The sequence below is a fragment of the Tabrizicola caldifontis genome, assembly GCF_004762095.1.
Lineage (GTDB): Bacteria > Pseudomonadota > Alphaproteobacteria > Rhodobacterales > Rhodobacteraceae > Tabrizicola > Tabrizicola caldifontis.
Map to the genome: position 1 here is coordinate 26,870 of NZ_SIJH01000012.1, position 17,829 is coordinate 44,698.

The 17,829-nt window shown below is 66.6% G+C and carries 18 protein-coding genes; 3 read left to right on the plus strand and 15 right to left on the minus strand.

Annotated elements, in window-relative coordinates; all coding sequences use genetic code 11:
* Positions 1 to 128 precede the first annotated feature (128 nt).
* The 14 genes from lpxC to EYB42_RS11370 all read right to left on the minus strand — a co-directional run bounded on the left by lpxC (position 129) and on the right by EYB42_RS11370 (position 13,763).
* Positions 129 to 1,043: a UDP-3-O-acyl-N-acetylglucosamine deacetylase gene (gene lpxC, locus EYB42_RS11305; protein WP_135450340.1), complete on the minus strand. Its 915-nt coding sequence runs from the start codon at positions 1,041 to 1,043 to the stop codon at positions 129 to 131.
* Between the two features lie 195 nt (positions 1,044 to 1,238).
* Positions 1,239 to 2,858: a cell division protein FtsZ gene (gene ftsZ, locus EYB42_RS11310; protein ID WP_135450221.1), complete on the minus strand. Its 1,620-nt coding sequence runs from the start codon at positions 2,856 to 2,858 to the stop codon at positions 1,239 to 1,241.
* Positions 2,859 to 3,061: 203 nt separating this feature from the next.
* Positions 3,062 to 4,396 (minus strand): cell division protein FtsA, encoded by a 1,335-nt coding sequence (ftsA, locus tag EYB42_RS11315; RefSeq protein ID WP_135450222.1) that lies wholly within the window; start codon positions 4,394 to 4,396, stop codon positions 3,062 to 3,064.
* Positions 4,393 to 5,289 (minus strand): cell division protein FtsQ/DivIB, encoded by an 897-nt coding sequence (locus tag EYB42_RS11320; protein ID WP_135450223.1) that lies wholly within the window; start codon positions 5,287 to 5,289, stop codon positions 4,393 to 4,395. Before EYB42_RS11320 ends, ftsA begins: the two co-directional genes overlap by 4 nt.
* A complete protein-coding gene (locus tag EYB42_RS11325; protein ID WP_135450224.1) occupies positions 5,277 to 6,197 on the minus strand; it encodes a D-alanine--D-alanine ligase in 921 nt (306 codons plus the stop codon). The genes EYB42_RS11320 and EYB42_RS11325 overlap by 13 nt, the downstream gene beginning before the upstream one ends.
* Positions 6,198 to 6,235: 38 nt before the next feature.
* Complete coding sequence (murB, locus tag EYB42_RS11330; protein ID WP_135450341.1) at positions 6,236 to 7,156, minus strand: UDP-N-acetylmuramate dehydrogenase; 921 nt, start codon at positions 7,154 to 7,156, stop codon at positions 6,236 to 6,238.
* A gap of 107 nt (positions 7,157 to 7,263) precedes the next feature.
* Positions 7,264 to 7,641, minus strand: coding sequence for a hypothetical protein (locus EYB42_RS11335; RefSeq protein WP_135450225.1), 378 nt, complete (start codon positions 7,639 to 7,641; stop codon positions 7,264 to 7,266).
* A gap of 4 nt (positions 7,642 to 7,645) precedes the next feature.
* The gene (locus EYB42_RS11340) at positions 7,646 to 7,888 is read right to left on the minus strand and encodes a DUF2484 family protein (protein WP_135450226.1); all 243 of its coding nucleotides are present in this window, start codon (positions 7,886 to 7,888) and stop codon (positions 7,646 to 7,648) included.
* Positions 7,888 to 8,154: a DUF2484 family protein gene (locus EYB42_RS11345; protein WP_135450227.1), complete on the minus strand. Its 267-nt coding sequence runs from the start codon at positions 8,152 to 8,154 to the stop codon at positions 7,888 to 7,890. Before EYB42_RS11345 ends, EYB42_RS11340 begins: the two co-directional genes overlap by 1 nt.
* A 79-nt stretch (positions 8,155 to 8,233) precedes the next feature.
* Positions 8,234 to 9,643 (minus strand): UDP-N-acetylmuramate--L-alanine ligase, encoded by a 1,410-nt coding sequence (gene murC / locus EYB42_RS11350; protein ID WP_135450228.1) that lies wholly within the window; start codon positions 9,641 to 9,643, stop codon positions 8,234 to 8,236.
* On the minus strand, positions 9,640 to 10,734 hold the full coding sequence (locus EYB42_RS11355) for a UDP-N-acetylglucosamine--N-acetylmuramyl-(pentapeptide) pyrophosphoryl-undecaprenol N-acetylglucosamine transferase (protein ID WP_135450229.1): 1,095 nt from the start codon (positions 10,732 to 10,734) through the stop codon (positions 9,640 to 9,642). Before EYB42_RS11355 ends, murC begins: the two co-directional genes overlap by 4 nt.
* Positions 10,735 to 10,888: 154 nt before the next feature.
* Positions 10,889 to 12,052 (minus strand): peptidoglycan glycosyltransferase FtsW, encoded by a 1,164-nt coding sequence (locus EYB42_RS11360; RefSeq protein ID WP_135450230.1) that lies wholly within the window; start codon positions 12,050 to 12,052, stop codon positions 10,889 to 10,891.
* Positions 12,053 to 12,263: 211 nt separating this feature from the next.
* Positions 12,264 to 13,112, minus strand: coding sequence for an amidohydrolase family protein (locus EYB42_RS11365; RefSeq protein WP_135450231.1), 849 nt, complete (start codon positions 13,110 to 13,112; stop codon positions 12,264 to 12,266).
* A 12-nt stretch (positions 13,113 to 13,124) separates the two neighbouring features.
* Positions 13,125 to 13,763, minus strand: a complete 639-nt coding sequence (locus EYB42_RS11370) for a nucleoside triphosphate hydrolase (RefSeq protein ID WP_135450232.1) — start codon at positions 13,761 to 13,763, stop codon at positions 13,125 to 13,127.
* 180 nt (positions 13,764 to 13,943) lie between these two features.
* Between EYB42_RS11370 and EYB42_RS11375 the strand changes: the two genes are divergently transcribed.
* Genes EYB42_RS11375 through EYB42_RS11385 form a run of 3 tightly spaced genes read left to right on the plus strand, consistent with a single transcriptional unit; the run spans position 13,944 to position 16,051 of the window.
* The gene (locus EYB42_RS11375; protein WP_135450233.1) at positions 13,944 to 14,810 is read left to right on the plus strand and encodes an S-methyl-5'-thioadenosine phosphorylase; all 867 of its coding nucleotides are present in this window, start codon (positions 13,944 to 13,946) and stop codon (positions 14,808 to 14,810) included.
* Positions 14,811 to 14,819: 9 nt separating this feature from the next.
* Positions 14,820 to 15,515, plus strand: a complete 696-nt coding sequence (locus tag EYB42_RS11380) for a DUF2927 domain-containing protein (RefSeq protein WP_135450234.1) — start codon at positions 14,820 to 14,822, stop codon at positions 15,513 to 15,515.
* A complete protein-coding gene (locus tag EYB42_RS11385; protein WP_135450235.1) occupies positions 15,512 to 16,051 on the plus strand; it encodes an adenine phosphoribosyltransferase in 540 nt (179 codons plus the stop codon). Before EYB42_RS11380 ends, EYB42_RS11385 begins: the two co-directional genes overlap by 4 nt.
* 355 nt (positions 16,052 to 16,406) lie before the next feature.
* Here the strand turns inward: EYB42_RS11385 and EYB42_RS11390 are convergent, their stop codons facing one another.
* Positions 16,407 to 17,816: an FAD-binding oxidoreductase gene (locus EYB42_RS11390; RefSeq protein ID WP_135450236.1), complete on the minus strand. Its 1,410-nt coding sequence runs from the start codon at positions 17,814 to 17,816 to the stop codon at positions 16,407 to 16,409.
* Between the last annotated feature and the right edge of the window lie 13 nt (positions 17,817 to 17,829).

Below are 17,829 nucleotides of genomic sequence, written 5' to 3' on the forward strand. Positions count from 1 at the left end.
TTGCCACGACCCGGCATACCCGTTGGATCCTACCAACCGGGCGATCCGGCCCGGTGTTGCCTTGTCCTAGCACAGAAAAATCGGCGGCGCAAAACGCCTTTCGTGACTTTCGCCTCGCTGATCTTCTGTCAGACCCGCGCAGGCAGGTCACCGACATGGACGCCAACCCCCGGCAGCTTGCCGAAGGTGCGCGGCCCGCACGCAACAAAGGCATGGGCTGCGGGATCGGCAAACAGCGCGCGAAGTAAGCGGTTGGTCAAGGCATGACCCGCGCGGCTGCCGGTGTATCGACCGAGAATCGGCCCGCCCGCCAGGGCCAGATCGCCCATTGCATCCAGCATCTTGTGCCGCACGGGTTCGTCCGCGTAGCGCAGGCCGCCGGGCGACAAAACCCGGTCACCATCAAAGACCACGGCATTTTCCAGCGTTCCGCCCAGCGCCAGGCCCCGTTCTCGCATCACATCGACATCGGCCTGACGACAGAAGGTGCGGCTGTCAGAAAGTTCACGCACGAAGGCGCCGTTTGCAAGGTTCAGACTGCGGGATTGTGTCCCGATGGCCGCATCCTCGAAATCGATGCTGAAGTCGATTTCCAGCATCTCGGCCGGCTCCAGACGCGCGACCGCCTCGCCTTCGCGCACTTCAATCGGCTTCAGGACGCGGATCGCCCTGACCGCGGCGTCCTGCCCCGCGATCCCGGCCTGCAGGAACGCGGCGACAAAGGGCGCAGCCGAGCCGTCAAGGATCGGAACCTCGGGACCGTCGATGTCTATAAGGCCGTTGTGGATGCCGCAACCGGCCAGTGCAGCCATCACATGTTCGATGGTCGAGACCGCAACCCCGTCCGCGTTCTGGATCACGGTGCACAGCCGCGATGGCGCGACCGCATCCCAGCGCGCGGGAATCAGGGCACCGCCCAGATCCGTGCGACGAAACCAGATGCCGTGATCCGCCGGCGCAGGGCGAACGGTCATGCGCACCGCTACGCCCGTGTGCAGGCCAGACCCGATGAAGGTAGCGGGAGATTTCAGCGTGTTCTGCACGTCTTGCCCAACCTCTTGTGGTGCCGGGGTCATAGCCCGCCACCGATTGACCGTTAAGTAATCTTGCATGCCGACAAGCTCAACTCACTCTTTGTGACGGTATGTGTCAGGCCTGAAACATGCGGCAAGCCTTTGAAAAACAAAGGAAAGGCCCGGAAGATCCGGGCCTTTCCGCAGGGTCACCTTCGGGCCTTTTCAGTTCGCCTGACGGCGCAGGAAGGCCGGAATCTCGATCCGGTCGCGGTCGCTATCGGCCTCCTGGTCATCGTCATAGGCGGTGACCGGAGGCTGCTGCCGGCTGACCGGGGCGGCGGCAGGGCTTGCCTGCTCCAAGTGCCCGGCCATGCGGTTGATCAGGGATCCGATACCGAAACGGGGCTTCGCGGCCGCGGCCGATGCCGCCCCCGGAGCAGGACGCGACCCCACGGCGGATGCGGTCGGTGCCGGGCGGCTGACCGCCGCCTGCAACCTGGCAATCGCCTCGGGCGAGGGCTGGCCGGCTGCGCTGCGCGGGCGCGGCGCGACGAACACAGCGGGATCGTTCTCGATCGCGGAAGGGGTAGAACGGATCAGGGTTGGCTGAGGTGCGGGCTGCGGGCGATAGGCCGGAGGCGGCAGGTCGTCAACCGGGGCATCATCCTCGGCGGCGATTTCGGCCTGCGAGGCAGCGGCATCGAAAAGCTGGCGATCCACCTCATCCTCGAACTCGGGCTTCGGGTCGGCGACGGATGGGCTTACGGAAACCGGCTGCGGTGCGGCGCGCGGAGCTTCGGGGGCCTGGTGCGACATCGTCAGCGGCGCCGCCATGCCCCGGCGCGCCACCGGCACGTCGCTCCGGCTTGCGGCGGATACGTCGATGCCGGTCGCCACGACTGACACACGGATTCGGCCTTCCATTTCGGTATCCAGCGTCGAGCCGACGATGATGTTGGCGTCGGGATCCACCTTCTCGCGGATGATGTTCGCGGCTTCGTCCAGCTCGAACAGGGTCAGGTCATGTCCGCCGGTGATGTTGATCAGCACACCCTTGGCACCATGCAGGCTGATCTCGTCGAGAAGCGGGTTGGCGATCGCCTTTTCCGCCGCCTGGATCGCGCGATCGTCGCCGGTCGCCTCGCCGGTGCCCATCATCGCCTTGCCCATCTCGTCCATCACCGCACGCACGTCGGCGAAGTCAAGGTTGATCAGGCCCGGCCGCACCATCAGGTCGGTCACACCCTTGACGCCCTGATACAGCACGTCATCGGCCATTGCGAAAGCCTCGGTGAAGGTCGTTCGCTCGTTCGCCAACCGGAACAGGTTCTGGTTGGGGATGACGATCAGCGTATCGACGACCTTCTGCAGCGCCTCGATGCCCTCCTCGGCCTGGCGCATGCGCTTGGCCCCTTCGAACTGGAAGGGCTTGGTCACAACACCCACGGTCAGCACACCCAGCTCGCGCGCGGCCTGGGCGATGATGGGGGCAGCACCGGTCCCGGTGCCGCCACCCATCCCGGCGGTGATGAAGCACATGTGCGCCCCAGCCAGGTGATCGACGATCTCCTCGATGGTCTCCTCTGCAGCGGCGGCACCGACGCTGGGCTTGGCCCCCGCACCCAGCCCCTCGGTCGCCTTCACGCCCATCTGGATACGTGCATGCGCCTTGGACTGCTGCAGCGCCTGGGCATCGGTGTTGGCCACGACGAATTCGACGCCTTCCAGCGCCTTGTCGATCATGTTGTTCACCGCGTTGCCGCCCGCCCCGCCGACACCGAAGACGGTGATGCGGGGTTTCAGCTCTTCACGCTCCGGAGTCATCGTCAGATTGAGTGCCATGGGTTTGCCCGTCCGTTTCTTGTCCGCCGCCTGTTCTTTTTCCGGCGCATCGCGCACCTGTCCTGCGCACAAACCGCCGATTTATTCGCAATTCTATCCACAACCCGGAAAAACGTCACGCAAAAAACACTGCGCCAGCGCAAAATATGGGGGATTCCCCCCTGATTTCAGCGGTATTTCGCCGGAAAGACAGGATGTTGTGGTCACCAGTTGTCCTTGAACCATTTGACGGCCCGCCGCAACGAACGCGCAGGGTAACGTTCGGCCGGGATCTCGAAATCCCACCATTCATCCTGGGGATGTGCGGCAAACAGGCAAAGGCCAACTGCGCTGGCGAAGGCCGCACCGGTAGCCGCCTGCGGCAGGCCCTGCACACGCAGGGGCCGGCCAAGGCGCACGCGCTGACCCAGGATGCGCGTCGCAAGACCGTCGAGCCCCGGGATCTGGCTGCCGCCGCCAGTCAGCACAATCTGTTGGCTGGGCAGGCTGTCGAAGCCGGCCGCATCCAGCGTGGCGCGGACTTCCTCGAGGATCTCTTCCACCCTCGGGCGCATGATGCCGATGAGTTCGGTCCGGCTGATCTGGCGGCGATCCTTTTCCCAGTCGCCGCTGTCGCCGCCGATGTCGATCAGTTCGCGGTCATCCATTCCGGTGGCATAAAGCCCGCCGTGGCGCGTCTTGATCCGTTCGGCAACCGACAGGGGAATCTGAAGGCCCTTTGAAATATCCGAGGTCACATGGTCGCCGCCCATGCGCACACTGTCGGCATAGATCATGTGCTTCTTGATGAAGATCGAGATGCCGGTCGCACCGCCGCCCATGTCGATGCAGGCGGCACCCAGTTCCTGTTCGTCCTCGACCAGGGCAGCGATACCCGAGACATAGGCCGACGACGCGATGCCGGCGAGTTCCAGGTCGCACCGCTTTATACAGTAAAGCAGATTCTGGATCACCGAGCCATCAACCGAAAGAAGGTGCATGTCCACCGCCAGCCGGTGCCCGATCTGGCCGCGCGGATCGGCAAGGCCCGAGCGGTGGTCAAGCGCAAAGTTCACCGGCTGTGCGTGCAGCACCTCGCGCCCGGGGCCCAGGTCGGGCACGTCGCAGGCTGCGAGCACACGACTTACGTCCTGTTCGGTGACGACACTGTCGTGCAGGTCGAGCTCGCCCGCCAGGCCATAGCTTCGCGGCTCGGCGCCCGAGAAGCAGGCGATGACGTGATCGACCCGCACATTGGCCATCTTCTGCGCCGCCTGCACCGCGGTGCGGATCGCGCGTTCCGTCTCGTTCATCACGGCGATCTCGCCGAAGCGCACCCCGCGCGACCGGGTGGTTGCCGCGCCGATCACGCGGAACTGGCTTTGACCGGCCATCGGCCCCACCCCATCCTGTTCGCGCAGGCGCTCGGGCCCGTCAAAACGCAGGATCAGGCAGGCGATTTTCGAGGTGCCCACGTCAAGAATGGCAATCACGCCGCGCTGCATGGCGGCCCGACGCATGTTCCGCATGGCGCGTTGCGAAGTATAGAGATCGGTCACAGTTCGTTCTCCATGGTTTCGATGCCTTGCGCGCGGCGCAGCTCGGCAAGGGCGTTTGGGGTCAGGCGCAGGGTCGGGCGATGGTCCGACCGCAGGTCCACGGTCAGGATGTCGCGGTTCATGATGTCCTGGACATGATCCAGAGCCAGCAGGCGTTCCAGCGCCTGAACAGGGTTTCTTTCGGGCAGCAGCACCCGCTGGTTACGGTCGAGCACCACGTCCCAGCGGCGTTCGCCCACACGGACAAGCCCGCGGATGCGGGGCAGCAGCGGCCCCGCGGCGTCAAAAAGGGCCAGCGCCTCGGGCATGGCACGGTCGGCCCCCTCGCCTGCGACCAGGGGCAGGTCGGGCCGGTCGCTGCGCGACAGAAGTCCCGCAACACGGTGGCCGGTCTCGTCAACCAGCGTCAGCCCCGCCTCGGTGCGCCAGACGGCGACGGGCACGCGTTCGGTGATCGTGATCTGAAGCACGCCCCCCGCCCGCACCCGAAGATCGGCGCGCAGCACGGCATCCAAAGCCTCGATCCGGGCACGCGCGGCTTCCAGGTCGATGTGAAAGGACGAAATCGGCAGTTGCAGCCCCAGCCGGTCGCGCACTGCCTCTGCCAGTTCGGGAGAGGCACCTTCGATCCGGGCAAGAGAGACGCGGAATTCCGGACGGGATTCGAATTCCTGACGCAGATGGGTCAACTGGGTGACCAGCGCCGTGCGGTTCGGCTCGTGGCTTAGCCAGGCCGCCCCGGCGCCAACCACTACCAGAAGCGGAAGACCGGTGCGCAGGAAGCTGCGCACGTAAGGGGTCAACATCCAACGCTGCGCGCGATAGGCCCATTTCGACGGCGCCGGGTCGCGGCGCACAATGGCCTGCGCGCGGCGGGCGATCAGCGATCGCATGAGGCGTCCCTCACCATCCAGGCGCAGAAATCGGGGAAGCTGATCCCCTGCATCGCCGCCTGCTCCGGGGCAAGCGAGGTGGGGGTCATGCCGGGCTGGGTGTTCGTCTCCAGCAGGATCAGGCCCGCAAGGCCGCGCGCCTCATCCCAGCGGAAATCGGTGCGGCTGACCCCGCGGCAGCCCAGTGCGCGGTGCGCGCGCAGTGCATAGTCCAGGCAGGCAGCCTCGATCTCGGTCGGGATCTTCGCTGGGCATTCGTGGCGGCTGCCGCCGGGCTTGTATTTCGCGTCGTAGTCATACCAGCCGTCGGTGATGATGTCAGTAACCCCAAGCGCCCGGTCGCCCATCACCGTGGTCGTCAGCTCGCGACCCGGCGCGTAGGTTTCCACCATCACCATCTGCGGCATCGAAGTCGACAGTCTGGGGGCGTTCGAGCCTTCGCGGACGATGTAGACGCCGACAGAAGAACCCTCGTTGTTCGGCTTCACTACATAGGGAGGCGGCAGGACATGCCCGGCCTCGACAGCGTCGCGGCTGGCCAGAACGCTTTTCACCACGGGCAGGCCAGCGGCGGCATAGACCTGCTTGGTTCGCGCCTTGTCCATGGCCATCGCCGAGGCCAGCACACCGGAATGGGTATAGGGGATCCGCAGCCATTCCAGCAGGCCCTGGACGCAGCCATCCTCGCCCCAGCGGCCATGCAGTGCGTTGAAGCAGACGTCCGGCCGGATCTCGGCAAGTCGCAGGGGCAGATCGGGGCCGCAATCGACCTCGACCACCTCATATCCGGCCACCCGAAGCGCCGCGGCGCATTCGCGCCCGGAGACAAGGGACACCTCCCGCTCGGCGGAAGGGCCACCCATCAACACTGCCACCCGGGGGGCCACCTTGCTCGATGCGCCCGCCATCTCTGCCTCATCCAGGTCTTTTGTGACCCGTGATCTTGTTAGTCCAGCGGGTGTTCTCCGACCCGCATGATTTCCCACTCTAGCGTGATGCCGCTTGATTGGAAAACCTTTTTTCGCACTTCCTCGCCCAGATTTTCCAGATCGGCCGCTGTGGCGCCACCGGCGTTGATCAGGAAATTCGAATGCATTTCGGACATCTGCGCCCCGCCCAGGCGCGCGCCACGCATGCCCGCCTCGTCGATCACCTTCCAGGCCTTCAGCTCGTGCGTGTCGTCGGCGCGCCCGGTCGAGCTGAAGCCGGCCGGATTGCGGAAGGTCGATCCGGCGCTGCGTTCCTTCGTGGGCTGGCTCGCGTCGCGTTTCGCGATCTGTTCGGCCATGCGGGCCTGCAACGCCTGCGGGTCTTGCCGGCCGGCGCGGAAGGTGGCCGAGACGATGACGGCGCCCTCGGGCAGGTCGCTTTGCCGGTAGCGCAGGTTCAACGCGCTGGCAGGAACGGTTTCCGTTCGCCCGTCGCGGGTGATGATGCGGACTTCTTCCAGAACATCTGCCACATAGCTGCCGTAGCACCCGGCATTCATCCGCACTGCGCCGCCGATACTGCCGGGTATGGTGCGCAGGAAGGTCAGGTCCAGCCCCGCCTCGGCCGCGCGGCGGGCCACATGCGAATCCAGCGCGGCGGCGCCTGCGGTCACACGGTCGCCCTCTATGGCGATACCGTTGAAGCCGCGCCCCAGACGGATCACCACTGCGCGAATGCCACCGTCACGTACGATGAGATTCGAGCCTGCGCCCATCGGAAAGACCTGGACCGAGGGAGCAAGTGCGGCGAGGAAGGCAGCCAGATCGGCTTCGTCTGCCGGCTGGAACAGCCAGTCGGCCGGTCCCCCGACACGCAGCCAGGTCAGGTCGGAAAGCGGGCGGTTCGCCGTCAGGGTGCCGCGGGGGGTAGGAAGCAAGGTCATGAAGGGGTGGTATCCGGGATCGGGGCCGCCCCGCAAGGTCCGGTTTCGGGCTGATCCGGCAGGCGCGCAGGGCGTTGCCGAGAGCGCCCGCCGGGGCTTCGTCACTCCTCGCCGGGTCCGGCCTGACGAGGCGACAACACCTGACAGGACGGGTCATCTTCGGGCGCCACCTGTCTGATGGCCCTGGCGGGATGGCGTTGGGCAAGGGCAGACAGTCCCAGCCCCAGTAGCGCCCCGGCGACTGCGGGGCCGGCAAAGACCATGGCAAAGGCGATGGTCTGCGTCGCCTGCCCTGCGTCCAGCCCCTGCCCCCGAAGAGCCAGAACCGCCACCGCGACCAAAGCCAGAACCGGCACGACAAGGGCACGCCTGCGTCCATAGCGCCAGGCGGCAACCCAGGTAAGCAACGCGGACAGAAATGTCATGCCCAGCCCGAGCGCGAATACGAGGCGCAGAAGCTCGTCCTCGCGCCCGAACACCGGGCTAGCCCTGCTGGCGGCGCAGCCAGCGCCACAGATGAACGACAGGCCAACGCAGGATCGAGGCGCCCGCGGCAAGCAAAACCATGCCCACGATCGGCCCGTGAACATAGGTCACCCAGCCCAGAAGCGGCACGCCGATGGCGATAAGCACATAGGCCGCACGCCAGTGGTAATCGCGCGAGGGGAACATGGCGATCACGTTTGCCGCGATCAGCCAGACAAGGCAAAGGGCCAGCGGAAGCATCACTTTTCCGGCCCCTTCGGCACAGGCGCAGGGCGGCCCAGCGCGCGGCGCATGAAATGCAGCAGCGGATTGCGGAACATCGGCAGGAAAGCCAGAAGCCCCAGCGCCAGCCACGGCCAGCCATGGGTGCGGGCAATCCATGCCAGAAGCACCGGTGCCGCCAGAAGAAGCGCCAGACCGGGAACCGTCTGCCGCCGCATCGGCAGCATGGCGGTCAGGGCCGCAGCAATGACCCAGAGGGCGCCGAGGATCAGCGGCGCACTCATGCGCCTTGCCCCCCGGTCATCAAGAGGTATGATTCCTTCAAAGGAACTTGCAAGATCTTCAGAAAAGTCCTGCGCCCCGTCATGCGGCCTGTTCCAGCAGTCTGGCGGGCAGCGCATTGGCCCAGGCACTGATCGTGCCCGCGCCCAGGCAGACCACCATGTCACCCGGCCGCGCCTGTTCCTTGACCAGCCGCGCAAGGTCGGCCTCGTCCAGCAGCGCGCGGGCGTGGCGGTGGCCGTGAGCGATGAGGCCCGCCACCAGATCATCGCGGGAGGCACCCGGGATCAGATCCTCGCCCGCGGCATAGACCTCGGCGATAGCCACCACGTCGGCCTCGTTGAAGCAGGTGCAGAAGTCCTCGAACAGGTTCGACAGGCGGGTATAACGGTGCGGCTGATGGATCGCGATGATCCGCCCCTTGGTCGCCTGCCGCGCGGCCTTCAGCACGGCGGCGATCTCGACCGGATGGTGGCCGTAGTCGTCGATGATGGTGACGCCGTTCACCTCGCCGACCCTGGTGAAGCGGCGGTTGACGCCCGCAAAGCCCGCCAGAGCCTCGCGGATCTCGTCCTTCTTCATCCCCAGATGCCGCGCGACTGCCACCGCCGCCAGCGCATTGCTGACGTTGTGGTCGCCCGGCATCGGCAGGGTGCAGCCCTCGATCATCCCGCCCTCGGCCTGAAGTGCGATGTCGAAATGCGCCGTGCCGTTTTCATAGCGCAGGTTGACCGCGCGCACATCGGCCTGGGCGTTGAAGCCGAAGGTCACGACCCGACGGTCGGTCACACGGCCGACCAGCGCCTGCACCTCGGGGTGATCCGTGCAGCAGACCGCCAGCCCGTAGAACGGGATGTTCGAGACGAAATCCAGGAACCCCTTGCGCAGATTGTCGAAGGTCCCCCAGTGCTCCATGTGCTCGGGGTCGATGTTGGTCACGATAGCGATGGTTGCGGGCAGGCGGTTGAAGCTGCCGTCGCTCTCGTCCGCCTCGACGACCATCCACTCCCCTGCCCCGGCCCGCGCGTTCGAGCCATAGGCATGGATCACCCCGCCGTTGATGACCGTCGGATCGAACCCGCCCCGGTCCAGAAGCGTCGCCACCATCGTCGTCGTCGTCGTCTTGCCATGCGTCCCGGCGATGGCGATGTTCGACTTCAACCGCATCAGTTCCGCCAGCATCTCGGCCCGGCGCACCACCGGCAGCTTGCGGCGGCGGGCTTCCTCCAGTTCGGGGTTGCCCTTCTTGATCGCCGACGAGATCACCACCACCGCCACATCGTCGCCGATGTTCTCGGCCCGCTGGCCCTCGAAGAAGGTCGCGCCCAGCGTCACCAGCCGGTCGGTGATCTTCGAGGCCTTCGCATCCGACCCCTGCACCCGGTAGCCCAGCGTCATCAGAACCTCGGCGATGCCCGACATGCCGATGCCGCCGATGCCGACGAAATGGATGGGGCCAAGCTCCAGCGGCAGTTTGGTCGCTGCATTCATCGGGTCTCTCCGCCTAAGTCTTCGACCAGCGCCACCAGCCTGGCCGTGGCATCTGGCCGGGCCACGGCCAGCGCGGCCTGCGCCATGCTTTCGGCGCGGGCCGGGTCTTCCAGGATCGCGGCGATGTGGCCCGCAAGCGTGCTGGCGTCAAGTGCCTTTTCCGCTATCATCACGGCGGCGCTGGCCTCGACCAGCCCCTTGGCATTGGCTGTCTGGTGGTCGCCGGTGGCAGCTGCAAAGGGGATCAGGATCGCCGGACGCCCGATCACCGAGATGTCGGCCACCGACGATGCACCCGAACGGCTGATGACCAGCTGCGCCTCGGACAGCCGGCGGGCGATGTCTGGAAAGAAGGGCGCGATCTCGGCGCGCACGCCGGCGGCTTCGTAGCCTTGGGCCGCACGGGCGGCATCCTCGTCGCGGGCCTGATGGGCGATACGCAGGTTCGCACGCAGGGGTTCGGGCAGCGCCGCCACGGCGGCGGGCACCACATCGGACAGGATGCGCGCACCCTGGCTGCCGCCGATCACCAAGAGCGACATGGGATAGTCGCCCGGTGGGATATAGGGCGCAGCAGCCCGTTCAAGCACGGCCTGGCGCACCGGGTTGCCGGTGGGCTCGCCCGTCACGCCCGCCGGCAGTGCGGTGGGCCAGGTGCCGCAGGCGACCTTCTGAACGCGGCGGGCAAAGATCTGGTTCACACGCCCCAGCACACCGTTCTGTTCGTGGATCATGCGGGGCCGGCGCAGCAGCCAGGCTGCCGACAACGCGGGGATCGAGGGGTAGCCGCCAAAGCCCACCACGACCGAGGGCCGGTCTCGCAGCTGAGACCATAGCGCACCCAGGATACCGCCGGCGATGCGGAAGGGCACCAGCAGTTTCGCCGCTGCTCCGCCACGGGCGAAGGTTGCAGAGGCCACGCGTTCGATCCTGACATCCTTGGGAAAACCGCCGGCGTAACGCGCGCCGCGGTCGTCGGTGGACAGTTTCACCCGCCAGCCGCGCGCCAGCATCGCCTCTGCCAGGGCCTGGGCAGGGAACATGTGCCCGCCCGTTCCGCCTGCGGCGATCAGAAGAAGCGGGGCGCTCATCTCGGCGCCTCGTGCAGACAAGTGCCGAAGCCCCCACAGCCCATCCCTCCCCCAGGGAGAGGGGAGGGAGGCGCACCGTTCCTTCCCCGTTTGCCCGGTGCCGCAACCAGGGATGCGGGCGCAGGGAACCGGTTGCTTGATGCCCTGGACCGCATCAGCGCCCCCGCCGGAACACGTCTTCGATCTGGCCGCGCGGGCGCTGGCGGGTCAGCGCCAAAAGCATGCCCATGGTGATGCCGGCCGCGATGACAGAGGATCCGCCGTAGCTGACAAAGGGCAAGGTCATACCCTTTGCAGGCAGCAGACGCACCGCGACGCCCATGTTGATCATGGCCTGGACACCGAAGATGCAGGCCAGCCCCGCCCCTGCCAGCCTGGCGAAGGGGTCGCGCTCATGCCGCATCCGCAGCAGCGAGCGCACAACGATCACCCCGTAGAGCGCCAGAATGAACAGGACGAGGATAAGCCCGTATTCCTCGGCCGCCACCGCGATGATGAAGTCTGTATGGGCATCGGGCAGCGACCACTTCACCTGACCGCCGCCGACACCGACGCCGAAGAAACCGCCTTCCTGGATTGCGTTCGCGGCATAGCCGAGCTGGGTGCGCGGATCGACCTCTGGCGAAAGGAAGCCGTCGATCCGGCGCGCAAAATGTTCCGAGGATTCATAGAAGACCAGCCCAGCCAGGCCGACGATGCCGCCCACCACGGCAATCAGCGTCATCGGCGCGCCGCCGACGAAATAGACCACGCCCCAGGAAAAGAGGATCAACGCCGACTGGCCGAAGTCAGGCTGCATGGCGAGGAAGGCCACGACGACCAGGGTCAACGCCAATGAGATCGATCTGCCCGGCGGACCGTTCAGATCTTGCGCCGCAGCGATCAGCCAGGCGGTGACGATGACGAAACCGGGCTTCAGGAACTCGGACGGCTGCACGCTGGCGAAGCCGAACGAGAACCAGCGCACGGCGCCCTTGCCGAAATCGGTGCCGAACAGCGGCAGCAGCATCAGCGCGACCAGCGAGACGGCGAACCCCAGCACTCCCAGACGCCGGACCATCGCGGGCGACATCATCGAGATGGCGATCATCACCACCAGCGCGATCCCGCCGAAGAAGGCCTGGCGCTGGACATAGTAGAACGGTTCCAACCCGTTGCGGGTGGCCAGCGGGACCGAGGCGGCAAGGGCCAGAAGCAAGCCGATTCCGAACAGGACGAAGACCGAAGTCAGCGTCCATATGTCGATCGTCCGCCACCAGCGCGGAAGGACCGGTTCGGTCACCCGCACGGGATTGGAGCCATAGACCATCTCAGTCATGGGAACCCGCCTGTCACGTCTGCTCTGCCTGAAGCCCGGATGTAGCCCCCGGGTCTTTCTGTCAGAGTAGCGAAGAACGCCCGCCCTGACCAGCCGGAAAGATCGGCAGCGCGTGACCTGGCGGCGCGCTCGTCGATGGCTTCGTCATTCTTGGCGGCTGTCACCCGAACAAGGGGGCGCAGCCGCCAAGGGGGGCAAGCGAGGCACCGTCCTAGACACCATAGACGCGCCGGGCCGTGCCCTGTGCGATGGCGTATTGCTCGGCCTCGCTGAGACCGGACAGCAGTTCCCGCGTCATGTCGATCCAGCCGGGCAGGCCGGCGCCCAGGTTCACCACCGGCCAGTCCCCGCCCCAGAGCATGCGGTCGGGGCCGAAGGCTTCCAGCAGGTAATCGACATAGGGACGGATCAGCGCGACCGAAGCCGTGCCGGGCGCGCAGTAGGTCGTGATGCCCGACAGCTTGACCACCACGTTCGGAAAGGCAGCGAAGGCGTCGATGCCGGCCTTCCAGACCTCCCAGTCGCCGGCGGCCACGTCCGGCACCCCGCAATGGTCCAGTGTATAGGGCTGGTCGGGGCAAGCCTTCAGCAGCGGCACCCCGATCGGGATCAGTTGCCGCGACAGGAAGTTCAGGTCGAAATTGTAGCCGGCTCGACCGATCTTGCGCAGGTTTCTTCGGAAGGTCTCGGCAAGCGACACATCGTCAGGAACCACATGCAGGATACGCCGGAAACCTACAACGCCCAGGCCCTGCGCCTCTTCCAGCCAGGCGTCGAAACCATCATCCCATTCCGGGCGGATCGAGGCGATCTGGCCCAGCATGGGCACGCCACCGACACTGGTGCCGATCATGTCGGCCACCATGCGCGCCTCGGCCTGGTAGTCGGCGTCATCGACACCCGTTTCCATGAAGATCGTGGCCCCCACGCCCTTGCCGGCGACCAGTCCTGCATAGTCCTCGCGCGTGAAGTCTCCCGCAAGGATCGGGAATTCCCCGGTCCAGGCATAGCCGATGCGGTCGCGCAGGATTAGGTGCTGGTGCGTGTCGATCAGGTCCATCTTGCCCCTCCTTCAGCCGTTCTCGATCCGCCAGTCGGCCGCGAGCGAGCCCTGGCGCACAAGGCGCGCATTCGGCAGGTCATTCTCTTCCAGTTTGGCGCGGATCTCGGGTTCTGACAGCCCCAGCCGCTCCCAACGACCGCGCAGACGGGACCGCAGGACGTGTTCGGGCACATCGACCATCACGGTGATGTCGAAGAGGGGGCGCAGGCGGTCCCAAGGGGACTGGTCCAGCAGCAGCCAGTTCCCTTCCACAACGATCACGGCGACCTCGGCCGGGATCAGCCGGGCGCCTGCACGCGCGATCTCGATGTTGCGATCGAACACCGGGACGGCGACGGTCGCCTCGTCACGGGCGCGCAGCCTGGTCAATGTGTGGTAAAGCCCGCCCACGTCAAAGGTGTGCGGCGCCCCCTTGCGCGGGCGCAGACCGGCGGGCACCAGATAGAGGTCGTCATAGTGATAGCCATCCATCGGCAGCACCATGGCCAGCCCCGGCTGCCGAGCGTTCAGCTTGCCGGCAAGCTTTTCGGCCAGGGTGGATTTGCCCGATCCGGGCGCCCCGGCCATGGCCAGGATGACCCGCCCGCCGCCTTTCGCCCTTGCCTCGGCCTCATCGGCCAGCCGCGTCAGATCGGTCGTGTCAGCCATGTTCCCCCCGTCGCTGTGGATGCGAGAATGACCCGGACTGCCAATCCCTTGCAAGCCCGCAGGCATGACCGCAAGCCTGACGCTGGCACAGGGCGGGTCTCTCTTGCCCGGCGCCGATGCGGGCTTCCCCCCCTGCCCCGGCCCGTCTATCCTTGCCGCGCAGCGGCAAGGAGGCCCTTCATGCAGACCATGCTCGGCGTCATCGGCGGATCAGGGGTCTATCAGATCGACGGGCTGGAGGGGGCAAGCTGGGTCAGGGTTAAATCTCCCTGGGGCAAGCCCTCGGACGAGGTGCTGGTCGGGCGGCTTGGGGGAATGCCGGTAGCCTTCCTGCCCCGTCACGGACGGGGGCATGTGCATGATCCGGCAAGCGTCCCCTATCGCGCGAACATCGACGCTCTGAAGCGGCTGGGCTGCACCGACGTATTGGCGGTATCGGCCGTCGGCTCGCTGCGCGAAGACTTCGTCCCCGGCGATTTCGTCATCGTGGACCAGTTCATCGACCGCACCCGCAGCCGACCGACGAGCTTTTTCGGCCCCGGTTGCGTGGCCCATGTCAGCCTAGCCGACCCGACCTGCCCGCGGCTGTCGGCGCTGGCGGTCGAGGCTGCGACGGCAGAGGGGCTGACCGTTCATCGCGGCGCAACCTATATCGCGATGGAGGGGCCGCAGTTTTCCACCCGCGCGGAAAGTCGACTTTATCGCAGCTGGGGCGCGGACGTCATCGGGATGACCGGCCTCAGCGAAGCCCGACTCGCGCGCGAGGCAGAACTTTGCTATGCCTCGGTCGCAATGGTGACCGACTATGACTGCTGGCACGAAGGGCACGGCGCGGTGGACGTGGCCCAGGTGGTTGCCGTTGTCCAGGCCAATGCCGCCGCCGCGCGCGGCCTGGTCGCGCGGCTGCCCGGCCTCATGCCACCGGACCGCGCGCCCTGCCCGCATGGTTGTGACCGGGCACTCGACCATGCGATCATGACCGCACCGGACCGGCGCGACCCCGATCTTCTTGCGAAACTTGACGTCGTTGCGGGCCGGGTGCTCTAGGGTGGCGCCATGCAGAAAGCCCTTGTCGTCCTTCTGTGCCTAGCCGCACCGCCGGTTCTGGCCGACATGCCGGAGTCGGATGGCATCGCGGTGCAGGGCCTGCTGAGCGATGCCGACTTCTATCGTCTGGTGACCTGCGGCGCACCGCCAGGGGGCGCGTGCCGTGCGGCCAGCCTGCGCTGGACCAAGCCCAGCCTGACCCTTGCCATCGCACCTGCCGCCAACGCGGAACCTCCGGGCTTCCGGGCCAGGCTCGTCGCTGCCGCGCAGAACGCAATCGACGAGGTGAATGCCATCGGCGCCGGGATCCGGATCGACCTCATCCCTGCCGGTCCAGCCGACATAACCATTCGTCCGACAGCCCTGACCGAGGGGGCAATCCTCAGCGAGACACCCGGGTTTTCCGGTGCGGGTGTGATGGGGGTTGGGTACATGACCGTATGGTCGAATGCCGAGAACCGCATCACCGAGGCGGTGATCCTGATCTCCACGTCGATCAGCGACGCAGACCTGACCTCGGTGATGCTGGAAGAGGTCACCCAGTCGCTGGGGTTCCTGTTCGACATCGAAGGGCCAGCCTACGAGGGGGTCTCGATCCTGTCGCAGACCTCGAACGCCACGACGCGGCTGACCGGGCAGGACGCCATGCTGCTGCGCCGGCACTATCCGCCGAACCGACCCGACCCTGCACAGGACCAACCATGACCCCCAGAAAGACCGTCAAGGACTATATCCGCACCATCGTGGACTTCCCGCACGAGGGCATCCTGTTTCGCGATGTGACCACGCTGTTCGCCGATCCGCGCGGGTTCCGGATGTGCGTGGACCAGCTGCTTGCACCCTATGCAGGCCAGCGGATCGACAAGGTCGTGGGGCTTGAGGCGCGCGGCTTCATCCTGGGCGGTGCGGTGGCGCATCAGCTGTCTACCGGTTTCGTGCCCATCCGCAAGAAGGGCAAGCTGCCCGGCCGCACAATCGCACAGGACTACAAGCTGGAATACGGCGAGGCCGTGGTCGAGGTGCATGACGATGCGATGCTTCCGGGGGAAAAGGTGCTGCTCGTGGATGACCTTCTGGCAACCGGCGGTACGGCGGAAGCGGGAATCAAGCTGATCGAGCGGCTCGGGGCCGAGGTGGTGGGTTGCGCCTTCGTGGTGGACCTGCCCGACCTGGGCGGCCGGGGCAGGCTGGAGGCGATGGGCATGGATGTCCATACGCTTTGCGCCTTCGAGGGGCTCTGACGGGGCGGTCTTTGTCTTGCCTCTGCTCGGTCGTCCCAAGGGCAGGTGCACACAGCCACCGAAGCGCGGCGATGTGCGTGCGTGCAGATCGGGCGGCGTTAACCTTGTTGAAAGGGAATCACCCTAGAACCAGCCCTGTCGGGCCTACCCAGCCCGCCAGCGCTGCCACCCGCGGCGCGCCCCCACACCCCCGAAGCACCCCGTCGCAGGTTTCCTGCGGCGGGGACGTCTGTTCCGGGCAGGCTGCATCGCAAACATGGCACGGCCAACGGCCGTTCGCGCCGCATGGTTCGACTGTGTCTCCTCGTCATTGCCCCCTGCGCGAAGTGTCCGAAGGGCAATGACAAGCCGCCCCCTAACCCAGTACGGCACCCGGGTTCATGATGCCACGCGGGTCCAGCGCCGCCTTGATCGCCCGCATCGCCGCCAGTTTCCCGGGGTCGCCGTAACGGGACAGGTCGGCCACCTTCAGCCGCCCCACCCCGTGCTCTGCCGCAATCGAGCCGCCCAGTTCATGCACGAGGTCATGCACCCGGGTCTTCACCGTCTCGCGCACACCCACATGGTCGTTGCGGCTGCGCCCCCGCGCCGGAAAGACGTTCCAGTGCAGGTTTCCGTCCCCCAGATGCCCGAAGCAGTTGATGCGAAAGTCGCCCAGTCCCGCCAGCTCCGCCGGCGCGCGGGCGATGAAGCCGGGGATCGCCGAAAGCGGCAGCGAGATGTCATGGCTGGATACCGCGCCCACCCGCCGGTTCGCCTCTGGAATAGTCTCGCGCAGATGCCAGAGGGCCGCGGCCTGCGCGTCTGAAGTGGCGATCACCCCGTCCGCGACCAGCCCCCGATCGGCGGCGGCGGCGTAAAGGCCTGCCATGACGACCTCGGGCTCGATCCCTGCAGCCAGGCCCAGTTCAAGCAGCACCATCCAGTCGGGCAGCGGATCAAGAGGCGCACGCAGCTCAAGCCCGGTCTCCTCCATGAAATCGAAACCGGTGCGGTGGATCAGCTCGAACGCCGAAACCATGCCCGCAAGGCGGTCCTGCGCCAGGCAAAGAAGATCAAGTGCGGTCTGCGGAGAGGGCACCGCCAGCAGCGCCACGACAGTCGCCGCGGGAACCGGGAACAGCCGCAGGCTGGCGGCAGTGATCACGCCCAGTGTTCCCTCGGAACCGATCAGCAGGTGGCGCAGGTCATAGCCGGCATTGTCCTTGCGCAGCCGGGTCAGCCCGTCGAATACCGTGCCATCCGGCAAGACCGCCTCCAGCCCAAGGCAAAGGTCGCGCGTGTTGCCGTAACGCAGGACATGCACGCCGCCGGCATTCGCCGCCAGATTGCCGCCGATCCTGGCTGACCCCTGGCTGGCCAGGGTCAGCGGAAAGAAGCGCCCCACCCGTGCGGCCTCGGCCTGCACATCGGCCAGGATCATTCCTGCCTCGACCACCAGCGCGTTTTCCAGCGGATAGGCGCCACGCAGGCGCGCCATCCGTTCAAGCGACAGAATCAGCGGGGCCGGACCATCGGTCATCAATTGCCCGCCCACCAGCCCCGTGCCCCCGCCCCAGGGCACCACGCCCACCCGCGCATCATGGCAGGCGGCAAGGATCGCCGCGACCTCGGCCGTCGCCTCGGGCCGCGCCACGGCGCCCGCAACGCCGTGCCAGCGTCCCCGCGGCTCCTCAAGATGCCGGGGCTCGGGCGCGGTCAGGCGGCCTTCCGGCAAAAGGCCCCGCAGGCGGGCCAGAAAGGACTCGTCGCAAGGGTTCAGCATCGCGGCACCTCTT

Bases quoted from the DNA above. Each gene is read 5' to 3' on its own strand.
- EYB42_RS11375 (WP_135450233.1), top strand. From the start codon at position 13,944: ATGCAGACCATGCTCGGCGTCATCGGCGGATCAGGGGTCTATCAGATC.
- EYB42_RS11370 (WP_135450232.1), bottom strand. From the start codon at position 13,763: ATGGCTGACACGACCGATCTGACGCGGCTGGCCGATGAGGCCGAGGCA.
- EYB42_RS11390 (WP_135450236.1), bottom strand. From the start codon at position 17,816: ATGCTGAACCCTTGCGACGAGTCCTTTCTGGCCCGCCTGCGGGGCCTT.
- EYB42_RS11360 (WP_135450230.1), bottom strand. From the start codon at position 12,052: ATGACTGAGATGGTCTATGGCTCCAATCCCGTGCGGGTGACCGAACCG.
- EYB42_RS11385 (WP_135450235.1), top strand. From the start codon at position 15,512: ATGACCCCCAGAAAGACCGTCAAGGACTATATCCGCACCATCGTGGAC.
- EYB42_RS11345 (WP_135450227.1), bottom strand. From the start codon at position 8,154: ATGAGTGCGCCGCTGATCCTCGGCGCCCTCTGGGTCATTGCTGCGGCC.
- EYB42_RS11320 (WP_135450223.1), bottom strand. From the start codon at position 5,289: ATGCGATCGCTGATCGCCCGCCGCGCGCAGGCCATTGTGCGCCGCGAC.
- EYB42_RS11325 (WP_135450224.1), bottom strand. From the start codon at position 6,197: ATGGCGGGCGCATCGAGCAAGGTGGCCCCCCGGGTGGCAGTGTTGATG.
- EYB42_RS11355 (WP_135450229.1), bottom strand. From the start codon at position 10,734: ATGAGCGCCCCGCTTCTTCTGATCGCCGCAGGCGGAACGGGCGGGCAC.
- EYB42_RS11365 (WP_135450231.1), bottom strand. From the start codon at position 13,112: ATGGACCTGATCGACACGCACCAGCACCTAATCCTGCGCGACCGCATC.
- ftsZ (WP_135450221.1), bottom strand. From the start codon at position 2,858: ATGGCACTCAATCTGACGATGACTCCGGAGCGTGAAGAGCTGAAACCC.
- murC (WP_135450228.1), bottom strand. From the start codon at position 9,643: ATGAATGCAGCGACCAAACTGCCGCTGGAGCTTGGCCCCATCCATTTC.
- EYB42_RS11380 (WP_135450234.1), top strand. From the start codon at position 14,820: ATGCAGAAAGCCCTTGTCGTCCTTCTGTGCCTAGCCGCACCGCCGGTT.
- EYB42_RS11340 (WP_135450226.1), bottom strand. From the start codon at position 7,888: ATGCTTCCGCTGGCCCTTTGCCTTGTCTGGCTGATCGCGGCAAACGTG.